19 protein-coding genes are annotated in these 20,964 nt (G+C 32.1%); 12 read left to right on the plus strand and 7 right to left on the minus strand.

What is annotated here, in order from left to right; genetic code table 11:
- Positions 1–15: 15 nt before the first annotated feature.
- Positions 16–1,086 carry an NAD(P)-dependent alcohol dehydrogenase gene (locus tag KA830_RS01015; protein WP_070037364.1) on the plus strand — a complete coding sequence of 357 codons (1,071 nt, stop codon included), beginning with the start codon at positions 16–18 and terminating at the stop codon, positions 1,084–1,086.
- A gap of 351 nt (positions 1,087–1,437) precedes the next feature.
- On the opposite strand, the gene KA830_RS01020 is transcribed toward KA830_RS01015, so the two are convergent.
- Complete coding sequence (locus KA830_RS01020) at positions 1,438–1,701, minus strand: hypothetical protein (RefSeq protein WP_204179988.1); 264 nt, start codon at positions 1,699–1,701, stop codon at positions 1,438–1,440.
- Positions 1,702–1,917: 216 nt separating this feature from the next.
- Between KA830_RS01020 and KA830_RS01025 the strand changes: the two genes are divergently transcribed.
- Positions 1,918–2,592 carry a haloacid dehalogenase type II gene (locus tag KA830_RS01025; RefSeq protein ID WP_070657985.1) on the plus strand — a complete coding sequence of 225 codons (675 nt, stop codon included), beginning with the start codon at positions 1,918–1,920 and terminating at the stop codon, positions 2,590–2,592.
- Between the two features lie 258 nt (positions 2,593–2,850).
- Here KA830_RS01025 and KA830_RS01030 read toward each other — a convergent pair whose 3' ends face one another.
- The gene (locus KA830_RS01030) at positions 2,851–4,020 is read right to left on the minus strand and encodes an ArgE/DapE family deacylase (RefSeq protein ID WP_204179989.1); all 1,170 of its coding nucleotides are present in this window, start codon (positions 4,018–4,020) and stop codon (positions 2,851–2,853) included.
- A gap of 162 nt (positions 4,021–4,182) precedes the next feature.
- Here KA830_RS01030 and srtA point away from each other — a divergent pair, with 162 nt between their 5' ends.
- Positions 4,183–4,782 carry a class A sortase SrtA gene (srtA, locus tag KA830_RS01035; protein WP_070657983.1) on the plus strand — a complete coding sequence of 200 codons (600 nt, stop codon included), beginning with the start codon at positions 4,183–4,185 and terminating at the stop codon, positions 4,780–4,782.
- Between the two features lie 86 nt (positions 4,783–4,868).
- On the opposite strand, the gene KA830_RS01040 is transcribed toward srtA, so the two are convergent.
- Positions 4,869–5,537, minus strand: a complete 669-nt coding sequence (locus KA830_RS01040) for an N-acetylmannosamine-6-phosphate 2-epimerase (RefSeq protein ID WP_019470048.1) — start codon at positions 5,535–5,537, stop codon at positions 4,869–4,871.
- A 165-nt stretch (positions 5,538–5,702) separates the two neighbouring features.
- Between KA830_RS01040 and KA830_RS01045 the strand changes: the two genes are divergently transcribed.
- Positions 5,703–6,500 carry a MurR/RpiR family transcriptional regulator gene (locus tag KA830_RS01045; RefSeq protein ID WP_019470049.1) on the plus strand — a complete coding sequence of 266 codons (798 nt, stop codon included), beginning with the start codon at positions 5,703–5,705 and terminating at the stop codon, positions 6,498–6,500.
- 358 nt (positions 6,501–6,858) lie between these two features.
- Here KA830_RS01045 and KA830_RS01050 read toward each other — a convergent pair whose 3' ends face one another.
- The gene (locus KA830_RS01050) at positions 6,859–7,731 is read right to left on the minus strand and encodes an ROK family protein (protein WP_204179990.1); all 873 of its coding nucleotides are present in this window, start codon (positions 7,729–7,731) and stop codon (positions 6,859–6,861) included.
- A gap of 224 nt (positions 7,732–7,955) precedes the next feature.
- Here KA830_RS01050 and KA830_RS01055 point away from each other — a divergent pair, with 224 nt between their 5' ends.
- From KA830_RS01055 to KA830_RS01070, 4 genes are all read left to right on the plus strand, one after another.
- Positions 7,956–8,837, plus strand: coding sequence for an N-acetylneuraminate lyase (locus tag KA830_RS01055; RefSeq protein WP_064209269.1), 882 nt, complete (start codon positions 7,956–7,958; stop codon positions 8,835–8,837).
- A 25-nt stretch (positions 8,838–8,862) separates the two neighbouring features.
- Positions 8,863–10,407 carry a sodium:solute symporter family protein gene (locus KA830_RS01060; protein WP_064209270.1) on the plus strand — a complete coding sequence of 515 codons (1,545 nt, stop codon included), beginning with the start codon at positions 8,863–8,865 and terminating at the stop codon, positions 10,405–10,407.
- A gap of 274 nt (positions 10,408–10,681) precedes the next feature.
- On the plus strand, positions 10,682–11,479 hold the full coding sequence (locus tag KA830_RS01065) for a Cof-type HAD-IIB family hydrolase (protein ID WP_204179991.1): 798 nt from the start codon (positions 10,682–10,684) through the stop codon (positions 11,477–11,479).
- A gap of 118 nt (positions 11,480–11,597) precedes the next feature.
- Positions 11,598–12,257 (plus strand): NAD(P)H-dependent oxidoreductase, encoded by a 660-nt coding sequence (locus KA830_RS01070; RefSeq protein ID WP_204179992.1) that lies wholly within the window; start codon positions 11,598–11,600, stop codon positions 12,255–12,257.
- A 181-nt stretch (positions 12,258–12,438) separates the two neighbouring features.
- Here the strand turns inward: KA830_RS01070 and KA830_RS01075 are convergent, their stop codons facing one another.
- Complete coding sequence (locus tag KA830_RS01075) at positions 12,439–13,248, minus strand: VOC family protein (protein ID WP_204179993.1); 810 nt, start codon at positions 13,246–13,248, stop codon at positions 12,439–12,441.
- Between the two features lie 186 nt (positions 13,249–13,434).
- Between KA830_RS01075 and KA830_RS01080 the strand changes: the two genes are divergently transcribed.
- Together KA830_RS01080 and KA830_RS01085 are read left to right on the plus strand one after the other, a co-directional pair.
- Entirely contained in the window at positions 13,435–15,216 is a 1,782-nt protein-coding gene (locus tag KA830_RS01080; protein WP_204179994.1) for an ABC transporter ATP-binding protein, read from the plus strand.
- Positions 15,209–16,972 carry an ABC transporter ATP-binding protein gene (locus tag KA830_RS01085; protein ID WP_192946496.1) on the plus strand — a complete coding sequence of 588 codons (1,764 nt, stop codon included), beginning with the start codon at positions 15,209–15,211 and terminating at the stop codon, positions 16,970–16,972. The genes KA830_RS01080 and KA830_RS01085 overlap by 8 nt, the downstream gene beginning before the upstream one ends.
- 310 nt (positions 16,973–17,282) lie before the next feature.
- Here KA830_RS01085 and KA830_RS01090 read toward each other — a convergent pair whose 3' ends face one another.
- A complete protein-coding gene (locus tag KA830_RS01090) occupies positions 17,283–17,561 on the minus strand; it encodes a GNAT family N-acetyltransferase (protein WP_019470056.1) in 279 nt (92 codons plus the stop codon).
- 197 nt (positions 17,562–17,758) lie between these two features.
- Between KA830_RS01090 and KA830_RS01095 the strand changes: the two genes are divergently transcribed.
- On the plus strand, positions 17,759–18,730 hold the full coding sequence (locus tag KA830_RS01095; RefSeq protein ID WP_070037377.1) for a metal ABC transporter solute-binding protein, Zn/Mn family: 972 nt from the start codon (positions 17,759–17,761) through the stop codon (positions 18,728–18,730).
- Positions 18,731–18,869: 139 nt separating this feature from the next.
- On the opposite strand, the gene aldA is transcribed toward KA830_RS01095, so the two are convergent.
- The gene (gene aldA, locus KA830_RS01100; protein ID WP_204179995.1) at positions 18,870–20,294 is read right to left on the minus strand and encodes an aldehyde dehydrogenase; all 1,425 of its coding nucleotides are present in this window, start codon (positions 20,292–20,294) and stop codon (positions 18,870–18,872) included.
- Between the two features lie 192 nt (positions 20,295–20,486).
- Between aldA and KA830_RS01105 the strand changes: the two genes are divergently transcribed.
- A complete protein-coding gene (locus KA830_RS01105) occupies positions 20,487–20,924 on the plus strand; it encodes a MarR family winged helix-turn-helix transcriptional regulator (protein ID WP_046206973.1) in 438 nt (145 codons plus the stop codon).
- Positions 20,925–20,964: the final 40 nt, after the last annotated feature.

The following is a 20,964-nucleotide window of genomic DNA, read 5'->3' on the forward strand; positions in this document are numbered from 1 at the left end:
TAGGAGGAATTTAAAATGAATAATAATATTCCAGAAACTATGAACATTTCATTATTAAATAAACCATTTGAGATGGAACTTAAAGAAGTAGACGTTCCTAAATTAGGACCTACAGATGTTTTAGTAAAAGTGATGGCGGTAGGTGTTTGTGGATCGGATGTTCATTATTATGAACACGGTCGTGTAGGGGAATTTGTTGTTGAAAAACCATTGATTTTAGGACATGAATGTTCAGGGATCGTTGCTGATATCGGCTCAAAAGTAACACATTTTAAACCCGGGGATAGAGTTGCTATTGAACCTGGAGTTCCCTGTGGAGAGTGCGAATACTGTAAAGCTGGTAAATATAACTTATGTCCTGATGTTAAGTTTTTAGCTACGCCTCCTATTGATGGTGCTTTTAGTCAATATATAAGTCATCCTGAAGGATTTTTATTCCATATTCCTGATGCACTATCATATGAAGAAGCAACATTAAATGAACCATTTTCAGTTGGCGTACAAGCATGTAAACGTGCAAACGTTCAACCAGGTTCCACGGTAGTAATAATGGGTATGGGCCCAGTTGGTTTGATGGCTGTTGTAGCAGCAAAAGCTTTTGGTGCTACAAGAATTATAGTGTCAGATCTTGAACAAATAAGATTGGATGAGGCATTAGAACTTGGTGCAACACATGTTATAAATATTAAAGAAGAAGATGTTATTACCCGTATCAATGAAATAACAAATCATAACGGTGTAGATTATGCTTTTGAAACTGCAGGTAATCCAACAGCCTTACAAAATGCACTAGCGGTCTTGAACAATGGCGGAACTTTAGCAATAGTTGGCTTGCCACAACAAGAAAATATTGAGTTAAATATACCTTTTATCGCTAACCATGAAATTAATGTCGTAGGTATCTTTAGATATGCCAATACTTATCCAATGGGCCTTGAGATGTTATCTTCAACTGCAGCTAATTTAAATACAATGTTTACCGATTCATATGATTTGGAAGATGCACAAGAGGCAATGGAAAGAGCAAGAACCAATAAAAGCGGATCATTAAAAGTTATGGTTTATCCTAATGGGAAATTAAAGTAATAGTATTATAAGAAGATCTAAAATCACTGCCTGAAAGTGATTTTAGATCTCTTTTCAAATGAGCAACTTTAGCACATTTGTTGAGAATGCAGTGCGATACCATTAGTGTTAATGGGTGCATAAAGTTTAATTCTGGGAATGGAATATAACTATGATGATAGATGGCAATAAAAGCCTAGAGATATAGCACGAAACATTCTCTTAGAATATTATATATCTTAAAATGTATTGTTACAATATAAAATACAAAAAATTTAAAATAAATAAATGATATGCGTTATAAATAAAAAATAGGTGCTTATTTGTAGTTATATAAAATTAAGCTTTGAATTAATTGAAGAGCAATGATAATTACTTATTTTTTTGATAAAGTTCAAATGCTTTGTACAGAAATATTAGGGAAGATACAATTAAAAATAAAGTGAATAATCCGTTAAAAATAGGATTGCTGAAAAATTGGAAAATAGTAACTGAACTTAATGATTCTAAAAATACTGAACCGGTTGTTTTTATTTGTAAGAAGTCAAAAGAAAGTAAAATCAAAGTAATCATCAACATGTAACCTGCGGCGATAAAAAAGAGGTTTAGTAAATCTAATAGAAACATCCTTCTCATAACAACCAGCCTCCCTTCTTACTGTTCTATAACCGATTTGTAGTATAATAAAGCTATATTTAAAGAAATTTACAAAAAATTAATAAACGATAGAGTGAATATCTTTTCAATTGTCCTTATCAATTTACATAAAAATAAAAATGATAATAAACTGTTTGACTTTGTTGAAATGTGATAAAGAATAAGTAAATGTGTGTTTTGAATAGGAGGTTTAAAATGTATAAAGCAATTATTTTTGATGTTTATGGAACACTTTTTGACATGTCCTCTTTAAAAAAAGGTATGACGCAATTTGATGATGAACAAGCAACATCAATTTCAAAGCTGTGGAGAAAAACGCAATTAAATCACATGTTTTTAAAACAAATTATGCAAAGATATATTTCCTTTGATGAGTTAACGAAAGAAGCTTTACGTTATACAATGGATGAACACAAAATACAATATGATCGTGAAGATATAAACAGGTTGTTTGATGCTTTTTTAAATTTAGAGTATTTTTACGAAGTACCTAAAATACTCGCGCAACTTAATAATATGAATATCGATGTTGGTATACTATCTAATGGAAATGATAACATGCTTAGACCATTGATTGATAATTCTGAGTTAGGGGAAAATATTAATACAGTTATGAGCGTTAATGAAATTAAACAATATAAACCCAGCCCTGCAAGTTATGCATTGATTTTGAAATATCATCATCTGAAAAGAGAAGAGATATTATTTGTTTCTTCTAATTCTTGGGATGTAACGGGAGCAACCAATTTCGGTTTTGATACAGCTTGGGTGAATAGACAAAATGGACATTTTGATTATAATGGACAAAATCCTACAATAACAGTTAACAATTTAAATGAATTAATTAATTGGTTAGAGATGAATAAATAAACATTTAAGATTGTCCAGAGAGTATTTACAGTCATTAAAAGTGAAAAATCATCATAGTAATTTGAATGAAAAAAATGGATGTCAGTTTTGAATGTTTATACTATTTACTCTAGTTAAATATGTGATGGTAAAATTGAAAATGTTAAATACAAAATGGCTAATCCACTTCGTATGGATTAGCCATTTATAGAGTACGCAGTTTCTGTATTAAGCTTTGTTTAGTGATTGTAAGCGTGTTATATCACGTGCTTAGTGATTTTATTTAGCCGTATTTAAATATTGTGGTAATAACTGGCTATATAAATCTATAAAAGTTAGATAAGCATCTTTATAAACATATTCATCAACTTGATGTGCTTGTCCAGTCTCACCTGGGCCATACATTACAAATGAGAAACTTTCATCTTTATCTTTCATTAAATATGATGCATCTGTAGTTGCAGTAGAAGAAGTCACATCCAGATTTCTATCAAAATAGGAATCACCTAAAGATTTAGCTAATTTTAAGAATGTATTATCTCCCTTAGTATATACAGGATCGCGGTTTACATAAGGGTTAACAGTTATATCAGCGTCACTTTCTTGGTTAACTTGATCTTTTATACTGTTAAATAACGCCTCAAATTTATTATTATCATAATCTGGTATGGTACGCATGTTAAACAGTGACTCAGCATACGCTGGTATAGAATTGACTTGGTCACCACCGGATATGATTGTTGAATTCATTGTTGGCGTACCGAGCAACTCACTTTTAATATCAACTTTGTTATACGCTTTATTTAAATAATGAATAAAATCGACCAATGGATTAATCGCATTATAACCTAATTCAGGCATTGAGCTGTGTGAAGATTTACCTTTGGATATCACTTGAATATCCATGGTACCTTTATGTGTATAAACAATGCCATCTTGTGAAGGCTCTGCGATTAATAGGGCTTCGACGTCATCCATATAGCCTTTTTCATGTAATAATGCAGCGCCGTCACTCGTTACTTCTTCTCCTGCAGTCGCCATAAATCTGATAGTACTTTGATTTAATGTACCTGCTTCTTTAATTTCTATTAAACTAATTGCTAAAGCGGCTAGTCCTGATTTCATATCTGCAGAACCACGTCCGTGTAATCTTCCTTGATTATCTTCTGTAAGCTTAAATGGATCATAATTCCATAAATTTTCATCACCTGTAGTGACAACGTCCATATGCCCTGAAATACCAACCACAGGTTTTCCGTTACCAATTTCTGCAACTAAGTTAGCTCTTGTGTTTTCGCCTTCCAGTTTTTCGATTTTGGTTTGAATTCCGAATTTATTAAATAAATCTTGTAAATAATGTGCGACATCAAGTTCTTTTTCGTTCACAGATTGAATTTCAACAATGTCAGACAATATCTTTACACGCTCATCATTAGAAAATACTGACATACAAACACTTCCTTTATATATATTGAATACTTTAGTATCTACCACATTATTAATTTTTAAAACTATAAAAGGATTAATGCAAAAAAAATATGCTTTGTTAGATAATGAGTTGTGCTATACTTATAATGAATGTTTTGATTTGGACAAAGGAGCATGCGTGACATGAAAAAATGGGGAAGTAGACTTGTAACATTAATTGGTGTGGCACTCATTATAATAGCAATTTATTTATTTATGAAACCAAAGATTGATAATTATTTTACTCAAAAAGACAATGAAAATAAAATAGAACATTATGACCAACAATCTAAAACTTCTGAAAAAAAGAAAGTAGAAATACCTAAAGATAAGACAAAGATGGCAGGTTATTTATCAATTCCTGATGCAGATATTAAAACACCTGTTTATCCCGGTCCGGCCACGCCGAAACAATTAGATAGAGGCGTAAGTTTTGTGGAATCAAACGAATCATTAGAGGATCAAAATATCGCAATTGCAGGTCATACATTAACGGGTCATTCGGATTATCAATTTTCTAGGTTACCTGAAACGAAAAAGGGAAGCAAAGTTTATTTTAAAGTTGGAGATGATCGAAGAACGTATCAGATTACTAAAATTTATGATGTAAAACCAGATGAAGTTGAAGTGTTGGACGAACAAGCATCGAATAAGAAGCAACTAACATTAATTACATGTGATAATTACAATGAACAAACAGGTGAGTGGGAAGATAGAAAAATATTTATTGCCGAAGCACTATAACATGCACCGCTAAATAAAAGTCATATAAAAAGTCCGTATTCATTAACCAAGTAAAACATGAGTTTGAATACGGGCTTTTTTAAATGTTAATTTTCAATTGCTTGAATAAATCTTTTGGTGATTTCTTTAGGACGTGTAATCGCACCTCCGACGACTGTACAATGAACATTTAAGGCTGTAACTTGTTTAAACATTTCAGGTGTGATGACATTTCCTTCAGCTATAACTTTTGCATGAACATGTGAAATCACATCTTTTAAAAATTTGAAGTTATCTTCATACAATATATGTCCTTTAGTATAAGCAGTATAGCCTCGAAGGGTCGTTCCTATGTAATCAAAACCTAATTTATCAGCATATTGTGCTTCTTCAAGTGTAGAGATATCAGCCATAATTTCTATATTTGGTGCTTGCTGACGTATATAAGAAACAAGTTCTTGTAATGATTCTTCAGGACGTTCCTGCTTTGTAGCATCTAAGGCAATAACTTCACATTTACTTTCTAGTAATTCATCGACTTCTTTACGTGTTGCGGTTATAAAAACATCGGAATTTGCATAGTCTCTTTTGACAATACCGATGATAGGTAAATTCACCTCTTGTTTTATCGCTATAATGTCTTCTTTAGAGTTTGCTCTAATGCCAACAGCACCACCTTCATATGCAGCTAAAGCCATTTTTGACATGATAAAAGATGAATGTAACGGCTCATTTTCCAAGGCTTGACATGAGACAATTAATCCTTGTGGTAACATAATAATACACTCCGTAACTTTAGTAGATTTAATAAAATACTTTATTATCTAATAGATTTATATTTTTAATATAACACCAAGAAAATAATAATCAATATATTTCGTTGTTATGAAAAATATTTTCATTTATACTATAGCTATGATCGGGATGGGAGGATAGATAATATGAAATTTGAAAATCGCGTGCAACGTTACCATCATTTATTTACTAAAACAGATAAACAAATCGTAGCGTATATTCAAAACAATGACTTTGACGACACATTTTCAACAATTAATTCATTAGCATATGCGATTGGTACTTCGCCTGCAACGATTACAAGATTTAGTAATAAATTAGATTATGAGAACTTTCAAGATTTGAAATTTAATTTACAGCAAGAAATGTCGGAAAGAGTAATAGAAAATAGTCCTTTAATTCAACGTATTCATAAATATCATCAAAATATTATTCAGCAAACAGGAGAATTTATTTCTGATGAAAAAATTCAAAGCTTTGTTAACCAAATTATTCGAAGTAGACAAATCATTTATGCAGGTCTTGGTAGTTCTGGATTATCAGCTACAGAATTTTACTATCGTATGATGAGAATGGGTTTGAAAGGGAATGTGTCTACAGATGCTCATCAAATGAAAATATTTGCTTCTTTGTTATCAGCATCAGATACATTTGTAGCGATTTCAAATAGTGGTGAAACTACAGAGCTTATAGCTGCAGCCAAAGTAGCACATGAACGTGGGGCTTATGTCGTAGTTATAACGAATTATGAAGGAAGTCCAATTACTGAGTGTGCAGATTTAGTGCTCATAACAACTGATCAATCTAGAAATAAAGACACACAATTTATTAATACTCAAATAGCAACATTGTTTTTAATAGATATTGTCAGTTACTTATTATTAGATGATACATATATGCATAATGTATATCAACATACGAAAAAAGTAGTGTTAAATGAATAGAGTCATTGTGAACGTAAACACGTAAATAAATGTTACGAGGTTCGTTAGGCATATAAGTATCCTTGATTAAAACAAAAGCGCCAAATTCTATTGAGATTATATAGAATTTGGCGCTTTTGTAGTCCATGGACATTAATATGGTGGATATATTTCAAAGTATGAAGAAACAAGTAAGTGCTGTGCTCGCTTAATTGTGTTTATTTATGACCGCTTTCTTCGTGTGCAACAGTAAATACCTGCATAAACGAAAAATTGGCTTAATATCAATATTTCTTTGATAGTAGGATTTTTGATGATTTTGGTACATAAAGGACGTAATTTTCATGGCTATAACAGCATAACGTCGTCAATAGCTGTTTTAAAATTTAGAGACTGCGCCATAAAGTGCAGCATGATTCTGTGTACGCGTTGTTTGTATATGAGCATGACCGTATTGCTCAGGTAAGTAATGTTCGACTTTAGGTACGATGTATTTTAATAAATTTTGTCCTTGTGAAGAAACACCGCCACCGATCAGAATTAAACCGGGATCATAAATAATCTGTATTTGAGCGATACCTTCTGCGATTGAATCACTCCATTGATTGAGTATAGATAATGCAAGATTATCTTGTTGATCTGCGAGTTCAAATAATTTTGGTACATTGTCTTGATAAATAAATCCTTTTTCTAACATGAGTGTTTTTAAGGCAGTTGTTGAGGCACGTTGTTCAAATGTTTTGTTTGTTTGTCTATCAAAAAGTAAATAACCAATTTCATTAGCACGATTTCGTTCCCCGTTGTATAGTTGGGAATATTTATTATAAAAAGCGCCCCCAATTCCTGTACCTAGTGTTAAGCAAAAAATATTTTGTGCGCTGTAATCATGGAAAACCAATTCCCCTAACAAAGCTGCATTGACATCGTTAAATACGTTCACCTGAGCATTTAATGGTTTAAGCAAACACTTGAAGTCAGTATTTACGTAATTGGGTATGGTTGGACCAGCGTATTCAACTATGCCACGGCGTTCGTCTATAACGCCTGCGCTAGAAATGCCGACATAAAGTGGGGATATTTGATAAGATTTTTGAAACGTCATTACAATGTTATAAATTTTATCCTTAATAAATGTATCTATGTTGTTAGGGGTAGGTGTTTTGATATATTCTATAAAATTTAATGATTGATCAACTACAGCTGCTTTAATTTCTGTCCCTCCAATATCAATAGCAATCTTATATGGATGCATATACAAATCCTCCTTAATTTTTAAAAGAAAATCGATATTGAAAAAATTTTCACTTATATTGTTTCAAAATGATGTATTTTTTCAAAATTCTATTGCCACACTCTATGATAGCGTTTACAATTTGAACTGTAAATAGAATAAATAAAAGATATTTTTTAAAGCATTATACAGTTATATAAATGATTTTGAATAATAACTTAAATATATAGATGGAGGGTTATACGATGGAAGAGAATTTAAAAGGTTTATATGCAGCATTATTAGTACCATTTGATGAAGATGGTCAGGTTAAAGAGAAAGGATTGGCGCAAATTGCTCAAAATGCCATTGAAACTGAAGGCTTAGATGGACTTTATGTTAACGGCAGTTCAGGTGAAAACTTCTTATTAAATAAAGAACAAAAGAAACAAGTTTTTAAAGTTGCGAAAGAGGCGGTTAATGAAAATGTAAAATTGATTGCTCAAGTTGGGTCGTTAGATTTAAACGAAGCAATAGAGTTAGGTAAATATGCAACTGAATTAGGATATGATGCGATTTCAGCAGTTACACCGTTCTATTATCCATTTTCATTTGAAGAAATCAAAGATTACTATTTTGAATTAATTGAAGCGACACAAAATAATTTAATTATTTATGCAATTCCAGACTTAACTGGCGTTAACATTTCTATAGAACAATTTGGTGAATTATTTAATCATGAAAAAGTGGTTGGCGTAAAATATACAGCTCCTAATTTTTTCCTATTAGAACGTATTCGAAAAGCGTATCCAGATAAATTAATACTTTCAGGTTTTGATGAAATGTTAGTGCAAGCAGCTATTTCTGGTGTGGATGGCGCAATTGGGTCTACTTATAACGTGAATGGTAGACGCGCAAGACAAATTTTTGAAAAAGCTAAAAGCGGTCAAATTGATGAAGCATATCAAATTCAGCATGATACTAACGACATAATTGAAAATGTGTTGTCTATGGGCATTTATTCTACATTAAAAGAAATTTTAGCGACACGTGGCATTGACGGAGGTTTACCGAAACGCCCATTTAAACCATTCAATGAAAATAACAGAGCTAAATTAGAAACATTAATTAACAAATACGATTTGTAGGTTACCGTATAAGGGGATGAATTAAATGGAACAAGTTGGTTTTGGTACATGGAACTGGATAGCAGTAGTTATTTACCTTTTAGTTATGCTTTTAGTCGGAGCATATTTTACCAAACGCGCAAGCCAAAGTACAGATAGTTTCTTTACGGCTAGTGGTCGTTTGCCTTCATGGGCAGTGGGTTTCTCTATCTATGCAACGACTTTGAGTGCGATTACTTTTATGTCTACGCCAGAAAAAGCATTTTTAACAGACTGGTCATATATTGCAGGTAATATTGCGATTGTAGCAATTATTCCTTTACTTATTTACTTTTATGTACCATTTTTTAAAAAATTAAAAGTGACATCTGCGTATGAATATTTAGAGGCACGTTTTGGACCTAGTATTCGTGTTATTGGTTCATTACTATTTGTATTATTCCATATTGGGAGAGTAGCCATTGTCATTTATTTACCTACATTAGCGATTACATCTGTGTCAGATATGAACCCGTATGTTGTGGCAAGTTTGGTTGGTATCTTATGTATTCTTTATACATTTCTTGGAGGTTTCGAAGGTGTAGTATGGAGTGATTTCATTCAAGGTGTCATTCTATTAGGTGGGGCAGCAGCAATTATTATTTTAGGTGTCGTCCACATTCAAGGGGGAATGGGCACCGTTGTCAGTGATGCACTGGAACATAATAAAATCATTAGTGCTGATAACTGGAAATTTAATACTGCCGCGGCAGCAATTCCTATCATCTTTTTAGGAAACATTTTTAATAACTTGCATCAATACACAGCAAGTCAAGATGTGGTACAACGTTATCAAGCGTCAGATTCTATATCAGAAACAAAAAAGTCTTTATGGACGAACGGGTTATTAGCTTTAATATCAGCGCCCTTATTCTATGGTATGGGAACAATGATGTACTCATTTTATAGTCATGAAAGTGCATTGCCTAAAGATTTTAATACTTCATCTGTAGTACCATACTTTATACTTACTGAAATGCCACCATTTGTTGCTGGATTATTGATAGCGGCAATATTTGCAGCGGCACAATCAACCATTTCTTCAAGTTTAAATTCAATTTCAGCTTGTATTTCTGTTGATATTAAGCACAGATTCTTCGGCAAGAAAAATGAAAAAAGCGAAGTAGGATTTGCGAGATGGATGATTATTCTTTCAGGTTTATTTGGATTCGGCATGTCTATTTATCTAATTGCAGCAGATTCTAATGACCTTTGGGATCTTTTCTTGTTAATTACTGGATTAGTTGGTGTGCCATTGGCTGGTGTGTTTGCGGTTGGTATATTCACACGGCGTACGAATACATTCGGTGTGCTGATGGGATTAATTTTTGGAATTATTTTTGCTTATATCTTTAATGGTATGGGTGGCGGTAATTCACCATTCTATGTATCAATTATTTCGTTTATAGTAGCCTTTGTTTTCTCTTATATCATAAGTATTATTGTGCCAGGCAAACAAAAAGACATTACTGGTTTAACCATCTATGATATTAAAGAAAAATCTAATTATGTCTCTATTGTCCGTATGAAAGAAGACAATCAAGAAGTCTAAAGCTTTATGTAGTTAGGTATAATAAATGATGCGTTGAATAGTTATAAAACGATTTACTTCTGTTTATCTCAAACTATTTTTGAGAAAATGAATAAGTTATTAAAGGCAGGTAGAATGAAGCATATTGTGTATATGCGTTCTATTCTGCCTCTTTTTTTAATCTTTGAAAATCATGTTATTTACAGCATAAAATATGTGATTCATTTTAATTTCTTGAAAATTATGGATATAATAAATTACAGATATAAGCAGAGTATTCGAGGGGATGATAAGTATGATAAAAGCAATCGCAGTAGATATGGATGGTACATTTTTGGATTCAAAAAAACAATATGATCAAGAAAGGTTTAATCGTATCTTTCAACAATTAAAAAATGAAAATATTAAATTTATAGCAGCAAGTGGTAATCAATACGCAAAATTAAAATCTATTTTTGGAGATAAAGCTATGTTTTTTGTTGCGGAAAACGGTGCGGTTATTTATGAAGACAATACGTTGTATGATTATCAAGCATTTGAAAAAGATGTTTTCCATAATATTGTTAATTACTTAAACATCACGCGTGGTATCAATGAAATAATTGTTTGTGGCGTAAAAAGTGCTTACATATTAAAGAATAATGGACAATCATTTAAAAAAGATGCACATTTTTATTACCGACAATTAAAAGAAATAGCATCCTTGCAAAATTTACCAGAAGACGAATATGTAAAAATAGCCTTAAATATAGATAGAACAACACATCCAACACTTGATGAAGATTTGTCAAATCGCTTTTCACAAGATTTATCACTTGTATCGAGTGGTCGAGATAGTATCGATATCATTCTACCTGGTATGACCAAAGGCAATGCGTTAGCAAGATTATTAAAAAAATGGGGACTAACGGAAGATGAACTCATGGCTTTTGGAGATGCAAATAATGACTTAGATATGCTGCAATTAGCAACACATAGTTATGTAATGGAAAATTGTGAAGATGAAACCTTATTCGAAATTGCAAAGTATGTAGCACCGTCAAATGATAAACAAGGTGTTTTATCAATTATTGAAGATAAAGTACTAAAATGAAAAATTAATATTTAAAATTTTGGCAGTATTACGCTTAAACATATTACTTTCATCCGTCTAACAACCTATCTTATACTAAAAAATATAAGCTACAAATGGAAAGGAAGGCAAACAAGAAATGAATGATATGCAACAGACAATTGTAAATGCGTTTAATTTTAGACATGCAACAAAAAGGTTTGATTCAGATAAAAAGATAAGTGAAAGTGAATTTAACACAATCTTAGAAGCGGGTAGATTGTCTCCAAGTTCTCTAGGATTAGAACCGTGGAAATTTATCGTAGTACAAAATGCTGAAATTAGAAATAAGTTAAAAGAAATAAGTTGGGGTGCAAAAGGGCAGTTAGAGACAGCAAGCCACTTTGTAATTTTATTAGCGCGAAAAAACGTAACTTCTAAATCACCATTTGTACAACATATGATTCGAGACATTAAACAATATAGCGAAGACAGTATACCTGCTACAGAAGAAAAATTTGATAATTTCCAAACAAGTTTCCATATTAATGATAGTGCGCAGACATTGTTGGAGTGGGCTAAAAAACAAACATATATTGCACTAGGTAATATGATGACGAGTGCAGCATTATTAAATATTGATTCTTGCCCTATGGAAGGATTTGATTTAGATGCTGTTACGCAATTTTTAAGTGATGAAGGTTTGATGGATGAAGCGCATTTTGCACCATCTGTAATGGTTGCATTTGGTTATAGAGAAAACGCAGCAAAAGAAAAAGTACGTCAACCTCAATCACATGTAGTAGAGTGGGTTGAATAATAAGCGTTACGAGGACTCAAATATTTAAAATTCATAAAAAAGAAAGCCAATTCATTCATACAATGTATTGAATTATAAACGTCAATTTCTGTTGTCATTACAGAAATTGACGTTTTCTTTGTTTTATGAACTTTAAAAGTGAGTTGGATTATTATACTGATGGCGTATGATGTCACTGTTTTTAAGTTTTATCAGCAATTAATGATATATTATTGTGTAATCTAATACTTAAACCATCTATAAAAAAAGTTTCTTCAGTATCGATACTTGGTTTATAAATATCGATATGGGCTAATCCATAGCTTGTATCATTTTCAACTCTAGGTAAGCGTGATTGCCAAGTATTTACTGCAATATGGTGATGATAATATTTAGATGACATAAAAAGAGCTTGCGGGAAGTTAGAAATATGCTGGAGACCTAGTTGCTCAATGTAAAAATGTTGAGCGATGGTTAAGTCGGATGTTTTCAAATGCAAATGTCCAATCTTCGCATTATTTGGCATTTCATCCCAGCCCATCTTTGTTCTTTGATTAAGTAAATCATTCGTATCTACTTGTAACGTATCCATTTTCACTTTATCATTTTCCCACAACCATACAGACTTAGGTCTGTCGAAATAAACTTCAATGCCATTCCCTTCTGGATCATTAAGGTATAAAGCTTCACTTACTAGATGATCTCCACCACCAACCGGAATGTTTGATTGCGAAATATGAAATAAGAAATTAGCTAAGTCTTTGCGGTCGGGCAGTAGAAATGCTACGTGAAATAGTCCTGCTTCACTTAAAGAAGGCTGACGTCCCTCTGGTATTTCACATAACGTAATTGTATGGCCGCTCAAACCTACTTGCAAAACTGCAGAAGTATCATTTGTTGATACCACTTTAAGTCCTAGAATATGTGAATAAAAATTCAACATCGTTTGTAAATTTTTAATGTTTAAGGTGATATTTGTTACTTGAATTGCTGATTTATCGTGAAAAGTCATCGCCTTGCTCCTTTATATTCGGTTATGAGTTATAGATACAAATTAATATAAAAAGTATACCAAGTCAATTTAAGTGTCTCATGACGTAGAATTACATAAAGTTTAATATCACTTCTATATTTACATTTAACAACATATGGTAATATGTGAACATGGACAATTTGGAGGATGGAGTGGGGTGAGCGTATGCAAGTTTTTTGGAAATTGGGATGGTTTTTCAAACAACATAAAGGCAGTTATCTTATTGGATTGAGTACATTATTTTTAATTGCTTTAATTGAAATTTTACCTCCACAGATTATAGGTAAGACTATTGACGATATGGTGGGAAACAAATTAACGCCTAAACTATTAATGATTTATCTTTTGGTATTAGTATTGGTAGCAATTTTAACTTATGTATTAAGGTATATATGGAGATTATCAATATTTGGAACTAGTCAAAAGTTGGGGCAAATATTAAGAACATATTTATATAAAAAGTATACAGTTATGAGTGCTATCTTTTATCAAAATCGAAGAACTGGTGATTTAATGGCACATGCAACTAATGATATAAGAGCAGTGCAAAATGCCGCGGGTGCTGGAATATTGATGATTGCAGATTCTTTGATAACTGGTGGAACAGTGGTGATCACAATGGCTGTAACAGTAAGCTGGAAATTAACATTGATTGCAATGATACCACTACCTTTTATGGTATTGTTAACAAGTTTTTATGGATCGTTACTTAGTAAAGGATTTAAAAAAGCACAAGCAGCGTTTAGTAGATTGAACGATAAGACTCAAGAAAGTGTTGCTGGTATCAAAGTAACTAAGACATTCGGTTATGAAGCGAGTGACCAACAAGATTTTAAAGATTTAAGTGATGATGTAGTTGATAAAAATTTAAAAGTTTCGAAAATTGATGCATTATTTGATCCAACAATCACATTAGTGATAGGAATGAGTTACTTTTTATCAATCGTATTTGGTGCAAAATTGGTTTTTAATAATACAATCACACTTGGTCAACTGATTACGTTCACGACATATTTAGGGATGCTCGTTTGGCCATTATTAGCACTAGGACTATTTTTTAATATCGTTCAAAGGGCAAAGGCATCATATGAACGAATTGAAGAAATAGAAAATACCCCTAATGATATAGATACAGATTATAAACTTAACACTAGACCCGTTGGAAATATTGAGTTTAATATTAAGGAATTTAATTTCCCGGGTGGTTCGAAAGAAGGTATCTATAATGTACATTTTGAAGTTAGGGAGGGTACTACTGTGGGCATCGTTGGAAGAACTGGTTCAGGGAAAAGTACGCTGATTAGATTGCTACTTAGAGAGTATGATACAAAAGAAATGCATGAAATCACATATGGTGAGCATCCTATTCGAGATTATAATGTACAGCTTTTGAGAAATCAGTTTGGATATGTACCACAGGAACACTTTTTATTTTCAACTTCAATTCGTAATAATATTGCATTTAGTAATGAAAAAATAGGTGATAACCAAATATTTGCAGCAAGTCAAGCAAGTGATATTCATGAAGATATATTATCTTTTCCTGATCAATATCAAACAGTGGTAGGTGAAAGAGGCGTATCATTGTCAGGAGGACAAAAACAAAGAATTTCCATTGCGAGAGCGCTATTAATAGACCCAGAGGTATTAATACTTGATGATTCCCTTTCTGCAGTAGATGCCAAAACCGAAGAAGTGATACTAAGCAATTTAAAAAAACTAAGAAAAGGAAAAACTAATATTATTACTGCGCATCGGATGAGTGCTGTGAAACAAGCGGATGAAATTATTGTTATGGATAAAGGAACGATTGTGGAAAAGGGCACACATTCTACTTTGATGAATCAAAAAGGATGGTATTACGAAACATATCGAGCTCAAGCTTTACAACAAAAGCTCACGCGTAATTTAGATGACTTAACGAAAGGGGACGATACCAATGGCTGAGAAAGTTAATTTAACTGCAAAAGATCAAGCTCAGGCTTTGATTAGGTTATTTAAGTATACGACCCCTTATAAAGGAACTATTGCTTTAGCATTTTTAACGTTAACAATATCAACGATTGCAAGTATGTTGACGCCTTACTTAGTGAAAGTATTTATTGATGATTATCTTACGCCACGCGTTTTTCCCCAACAAGCAATGATATGGCTGATGATTATCTTTATTAGTATTCAAATAATAGGTGCAGTAACAATGTATTTAAGCCAATATCTTTTTCAATATCTTGCTTTTAAAGTGATCCAACAATTAAGAATTGACGCTTTTAATAAATTAGGTAAATTGGGAATGAAATATTTTGATAAGGTATCAGGTGGTAGTATAGTCTCTAGGTTAACGAATGACACTGAGACAATTGTTGATATGATTATAGGCGTATTTTCAACATTTCTTATAGCTTTTTTTATGATGATTTCTAGTTATATAATGATGTTTATTTTAGAGATGAGATTGGCTTTAATATCTTTAATATTTTTACCAGTTATTATATTTATTCTTGCGAGTTATCGTAAATACTCAGCTGTTTTATTTGCAAAATCTAGACAAAAATTGTCCGATTTAAATACAAAATTAGCAGAGTCTATAGAAGGCATGAAGATAATACAGGCGTTTAACCAAGAAAAAAGATTAAACAGTGAATTCAATCGTATTAATGATGAACATTATCAATATATGTTAAAAACTGTGAAACTTGATAGTTTATTATTGAGACCTGCAATAAGTTCTCTAGCTATTTTTGCGGTAGTTATGATTTTGGGATATTTTGGTATCATTAGCTTTACGACAGGTATTACGGCTGGCGTTGTATTTGCATTTGTTCAATATATGGAACGGTTTTTTGAACCAATTAATCAAGTGAGTCAAAATTTAAATATTTTGCAACAAGCTTTAGTTTCAGCGAGTAGGGTATTTACTTTAATTGATGATGACACATACGAACCTGAACAACAACCTGTACCATCGTACACAATTGAAGAAGGAAAGATTGAATTTAGAGAAGTCAGTTTTAGCTATGACGGAAAGACAGATGTATTAAAAAATATTAATTTTACCGTTAATCCTGGTGAAATGGTAGCTCTTGTTGGTCATACGGGTTCTGGGAAGAGTTCAATTATAAATTTGTTTATGCGTTTTTATGAATTTGAACGAGGGAGCATTAATGTGGATGGACATTCAATAAAAACAATCCCTAAACAAGAATTAAAACAGAAAATAGGGCTAGTGCTTCAAGACGCATTTATATTTTATGGTACGGTTGCATCAAATATTAAACTGTATCATCCAACGATGACATTTGAACAAGTAAAAGCTGCAGCAGAATTTGTACATGCGCATCATTTTATTGAAAAATTGTCAGGTCAGTATCAACATAGAGTTATTGAAAAAGGAAGCTCATTTTCAAGTGGCGAACGACAATTGATAGCATTTGCAAGAACAATTGCTACAAATCCTAAAATACTTATTTTAGATGAAGCGACAGCAAACATTGATTCTGAAACAGAGGAACAAATACAACAATCTTTGAATACAATGAGAAAGGGAAGAACCACTTTAGCCATTGCGCACAGACTTTCTACGATTCAGGATGCAGATAAAATACTTGTATTAAATCACGGAGAAATTGTAGAGCAAGGTACACATGAAACGCTGATTAAAAAAAATGGTATTTATTATAATATGTATGCATTACAAAATGGTTAAATTACCCATTTTTAAACAAAATCAATGAAGTATGGAAATTAACGTTATTACAAAATTTAAATGAAACTAAACAATCAAAAGCCAAAATAAAAGGGGTGCAGTCAAAGAACTATTGAGGTAGCTCTATATTTTATAATTATGGAAGTGCGTTCGTTATGTATTAGAATCGAATGTAGGTTTAAAGAATAAACAAAGCAAATGAGCCTGGGGGACTACTGATTCATCCCAGGCTCATTCAAAATGATGATTTAGTTTAAGATGTTTTATATCCAAATTTATTTTGGACTTTGAAAAGGTTGTAGACACCTAATTAATCTGCATATACATCTTGAAATTCTGGTTTTTTCTCAATAACTGACTTAGCAAAAGGGCATGTCGCGGAGACTTTTAAATTGTTATCACGTGCATAGTCAACTACTGATTTTACAAGTTGTGAACCTAAACCTTGACCACCAAGTTCATCTGGTACACCTGTATGGTCAATGATTATATGGTTGTCACCTTGAGATTGAAATGTAATCTCCGCTTGTGGATTATCTTCGTTATCGCCTACATAAAATTTATTTGTACCTTGTTTGATTTCCGCCATACTAACACCTCCATGTTATTAACATCATATATATTTAATATCACATTTTGCCTTAAGTTAAACAAATTTTAAAATTAAGCATATATTTCAAGCATAAATGATATTAGTAAAAATTGAAGAATAATAAAAAACCATTGAAAAAATGTGAAAATAAGTTTATAGTTTTAACGGAATAATTTCGATTTGGAGGGGCGTTTTTGAAAAAAATTATGTTACTTATTCTGACCTGTATATTCATCGTATTGTTAAGTGCATGCGGAAATATAAATTCTGAGAAAAAAGACGTCAGTTCGAACAATAGATTAAAAATATATACGACAGCCTTTGCATTCCAAAGTTTCACTAATCAGATTGGAGGCAAATATGTAGAAGTTGATTCGATTTATCCACCTGGTGCAGATATGCACTCTTTTGAACCGACACAAAAAGAAATGATTAATATCGCTAAAAGTGACTTGTTTATCTATTCGAATGAAGAAATGGATCCCGTTGCCAAGAAAATTGCAAGTTCAATTAAAAATAATAATTTGAAGTTACCTGTTGCTGCACACCTTGATCACCATGATTTAATTTCAAATCATGAAGCACATGACGATCATGACGAACATGAACATCATGAAACACATGAAAGTCATAATCATGGGGGGGAAGATCCACATGTATGGCTAGATCCGGTGTTAAATAAAAAATTTGCTAAGGTGATTAAAAATGATTTGATCGAGAAGGATCCTAAGCACAAAACGTATTACACGCGTAATTATAATCATTTGATAAAGGATATGAATGAAATTGATCATGAGATGAAGCGAATCACACAACATCCTAAACGTGATACAGCCATAATTTCTCATGACTCTATAGGTTATCTTGCAAATCGCTATCATTTTAAACAGCAAGGTGTTAGTGGCATGAATAATGAAGAACCTAGTCAACGTGAACTCATGAATATCGTTCAAAATATAAATAAAACTAAACAACCTTATGTATTATATGAACAAAATATAACATCTAAAGTTACAAATGTTATTCAAAAAGAATCTAATACAACCCCACTAAAATTTCATAATATGGCAACCTTATCAAAAGAAGATATAGAGGATAAGCAAATATCTTATCAATCTTTAATGAAAGAAAATATGAAGTCATTAAATAAAGCACTTAATGAGTAATTTTAATATAAAGATAAGAGGTTGAGACAAAAAATTTGTCTCAACCTCTTTTGATTTTGTGATAGAAAGTACCATCATCGTTTTTTAATATACATTTAGTCATTTCAACATGTTTTGTATTTTTCAATAATTAACATTTTTAATCATATCTGATGTAAGATACTGTTGTATTATAATATTCTTCAAGCCCACGAATACCATCAGCGCCTCCAATACCTGACTCTCTCCAACCAGCATGATATCCATTCACAACTTCTTCTGCTTCACAATTTGCATAAACCTCACCAAATTTAAGACGTTCAGTTGCTGTCATTACTTCTTTTAAATCTTCTGAAAATATATAAGATGATAAACCGGCATTTGTGTGATTGGCGTGTTCAATAGCTGCTTCAAAATCAGAATATTTAATTATAGGTAGTACAGGGCCGAAAATTTCTTCTTTAAAAGCTTCGTCGTCTGGACTAACTTGGTCTAAAATCGTTGGTTCATAAAAATAACCAGAACGATTTATGATGCTGCCACCTGTAATTAATTGAGCCCCATTTTGAATTGCCTTTTGAACTTTTTCATCTATGCTTGCTAATTGTTTTTGATTGATAATTGCACCGAAATCAGTTTGATCATCGAATGGATCGCCTACATTTAGAGTCTCCATTTTATCTTTTAGTTTATTAATGAAAGTTTCGTGAATATCATGATGAACAAAGATGCGTTCAGGACAAGTACATACTTGTCCTGCGTTATTAATTCTAGCAGCCACAATGTAATCAACTGCCTTATTTAAATTGGCATTTGGTGTCACTATTACAGGCGCATTACCGCCAAGTTCAAGGTTAACTTTTTTAACCGTTTGGGCACTTTTGGCATAAACGGATTTACCCGCGCGCATACTACCTGTGATTGATATTAATTGTATATCTGGATGTTCTGCTAATTGCGTACCTACAGTTTCTCCTTTACCAGGAACAATTTGAATAAGACCCGCAGGAATCGTTGATTGTCGGAACAATTCTGCAATTTTTAAAGTTACTAATGATGTTTCTTCACTAGGTTTTATTATTACAGAACAACCTGAGATTACAGCAGGAATGACCTTTCTCATTAATACCATGATGGGTGCATTCCATGGTACGATACCTGCTGTCACACCAATAGGTTTTTTAGTTAATTGTATCGTCTCATTTTCACGACTATTTTGAATCACTTCACCTTTGCTATTCATACTTTGACTTGTCATATAATCTATAAAGTGTATTGCCTTGTTTATTTCACCGATTGCTGAATTGAGTGTTTTACCTTGTTCTTGAACATATAATTTTGCAATTGTTTCTTTATGTTCTTCTAATAACGGAATTAGCATTTTTACATGGTCAGCACGTGTTGGTTGAGGGACCTTTTCCCATTCTAATTGTGCATGTTTAGATTTTTCCACAGCTGAATTTACTTCGTCTTTAGTCGCAAATGTAATTGTGTCTATGATTTCTTCTGTCGCAGGATTAATGACATTCATTGTGTCATTAGACTCACTTTCTACAAATTGGTTGTTTATAAATAATTTATTCATTACGACACCTCCACACTATGATATATACCACTTATTTGAGCAGAAGAAACGGTTTGAGAAATAATCATAAAACTTTGGTTTTGTTAAGTAATCGGATGTTAGTATATTTTTTATACTTAATGTGTTGACTTATGTTCAAAAGGGTATTATAATTTATCTCGAAATCGAAATAAATTGAAAGTTGGTGATGCAATGAATCGTACTAAAGAGTCATTGAATACCTTTATTGGTTTAAATCGAACCGTAGATCATTTAGAACAAATCGTTAGAAATGATATTCAACGTTATGGTTTGAATATAACGGAGTTTGCAGTTTTAGAGTTATTATATAATAAAGGTGATCAGCCGATACAACGTATTGGTGACAGAGTTTTAATTGCGAGTAGCAGTATCACTTATGTCGTTGATAAGTTAGAAGCAAAAGGATATGTAGTAAGAATTCGAAATATACAAGATAAGCGCGTAACGAATGCTTCAATTACAGAAGAAGGACATGCATTGATGAATGATATATTTCCAGAACATGCAGCTACGTTAGAATCAACTTTCTCAGTATTGTCAAACGAAGAATTAGCAACATTGCAACAAGCTTTAAAAAAATTAAGTGCTCAACCTATCAATAAGTCGTAGCACTTAAAAATTTTATTCAAAATTACTTCGAAATTGAGAT

It is taken from the genome of Staphylococcus sp. GDY8P119P, from assembly GCF_017892075.1.
Taxonomy (GTDB): Bacteria; Bacillota; Bacilli; order Staphylococcales; family Staphylococcaceae; genus Staphylococcus; species Staphylococcus ureilyticus.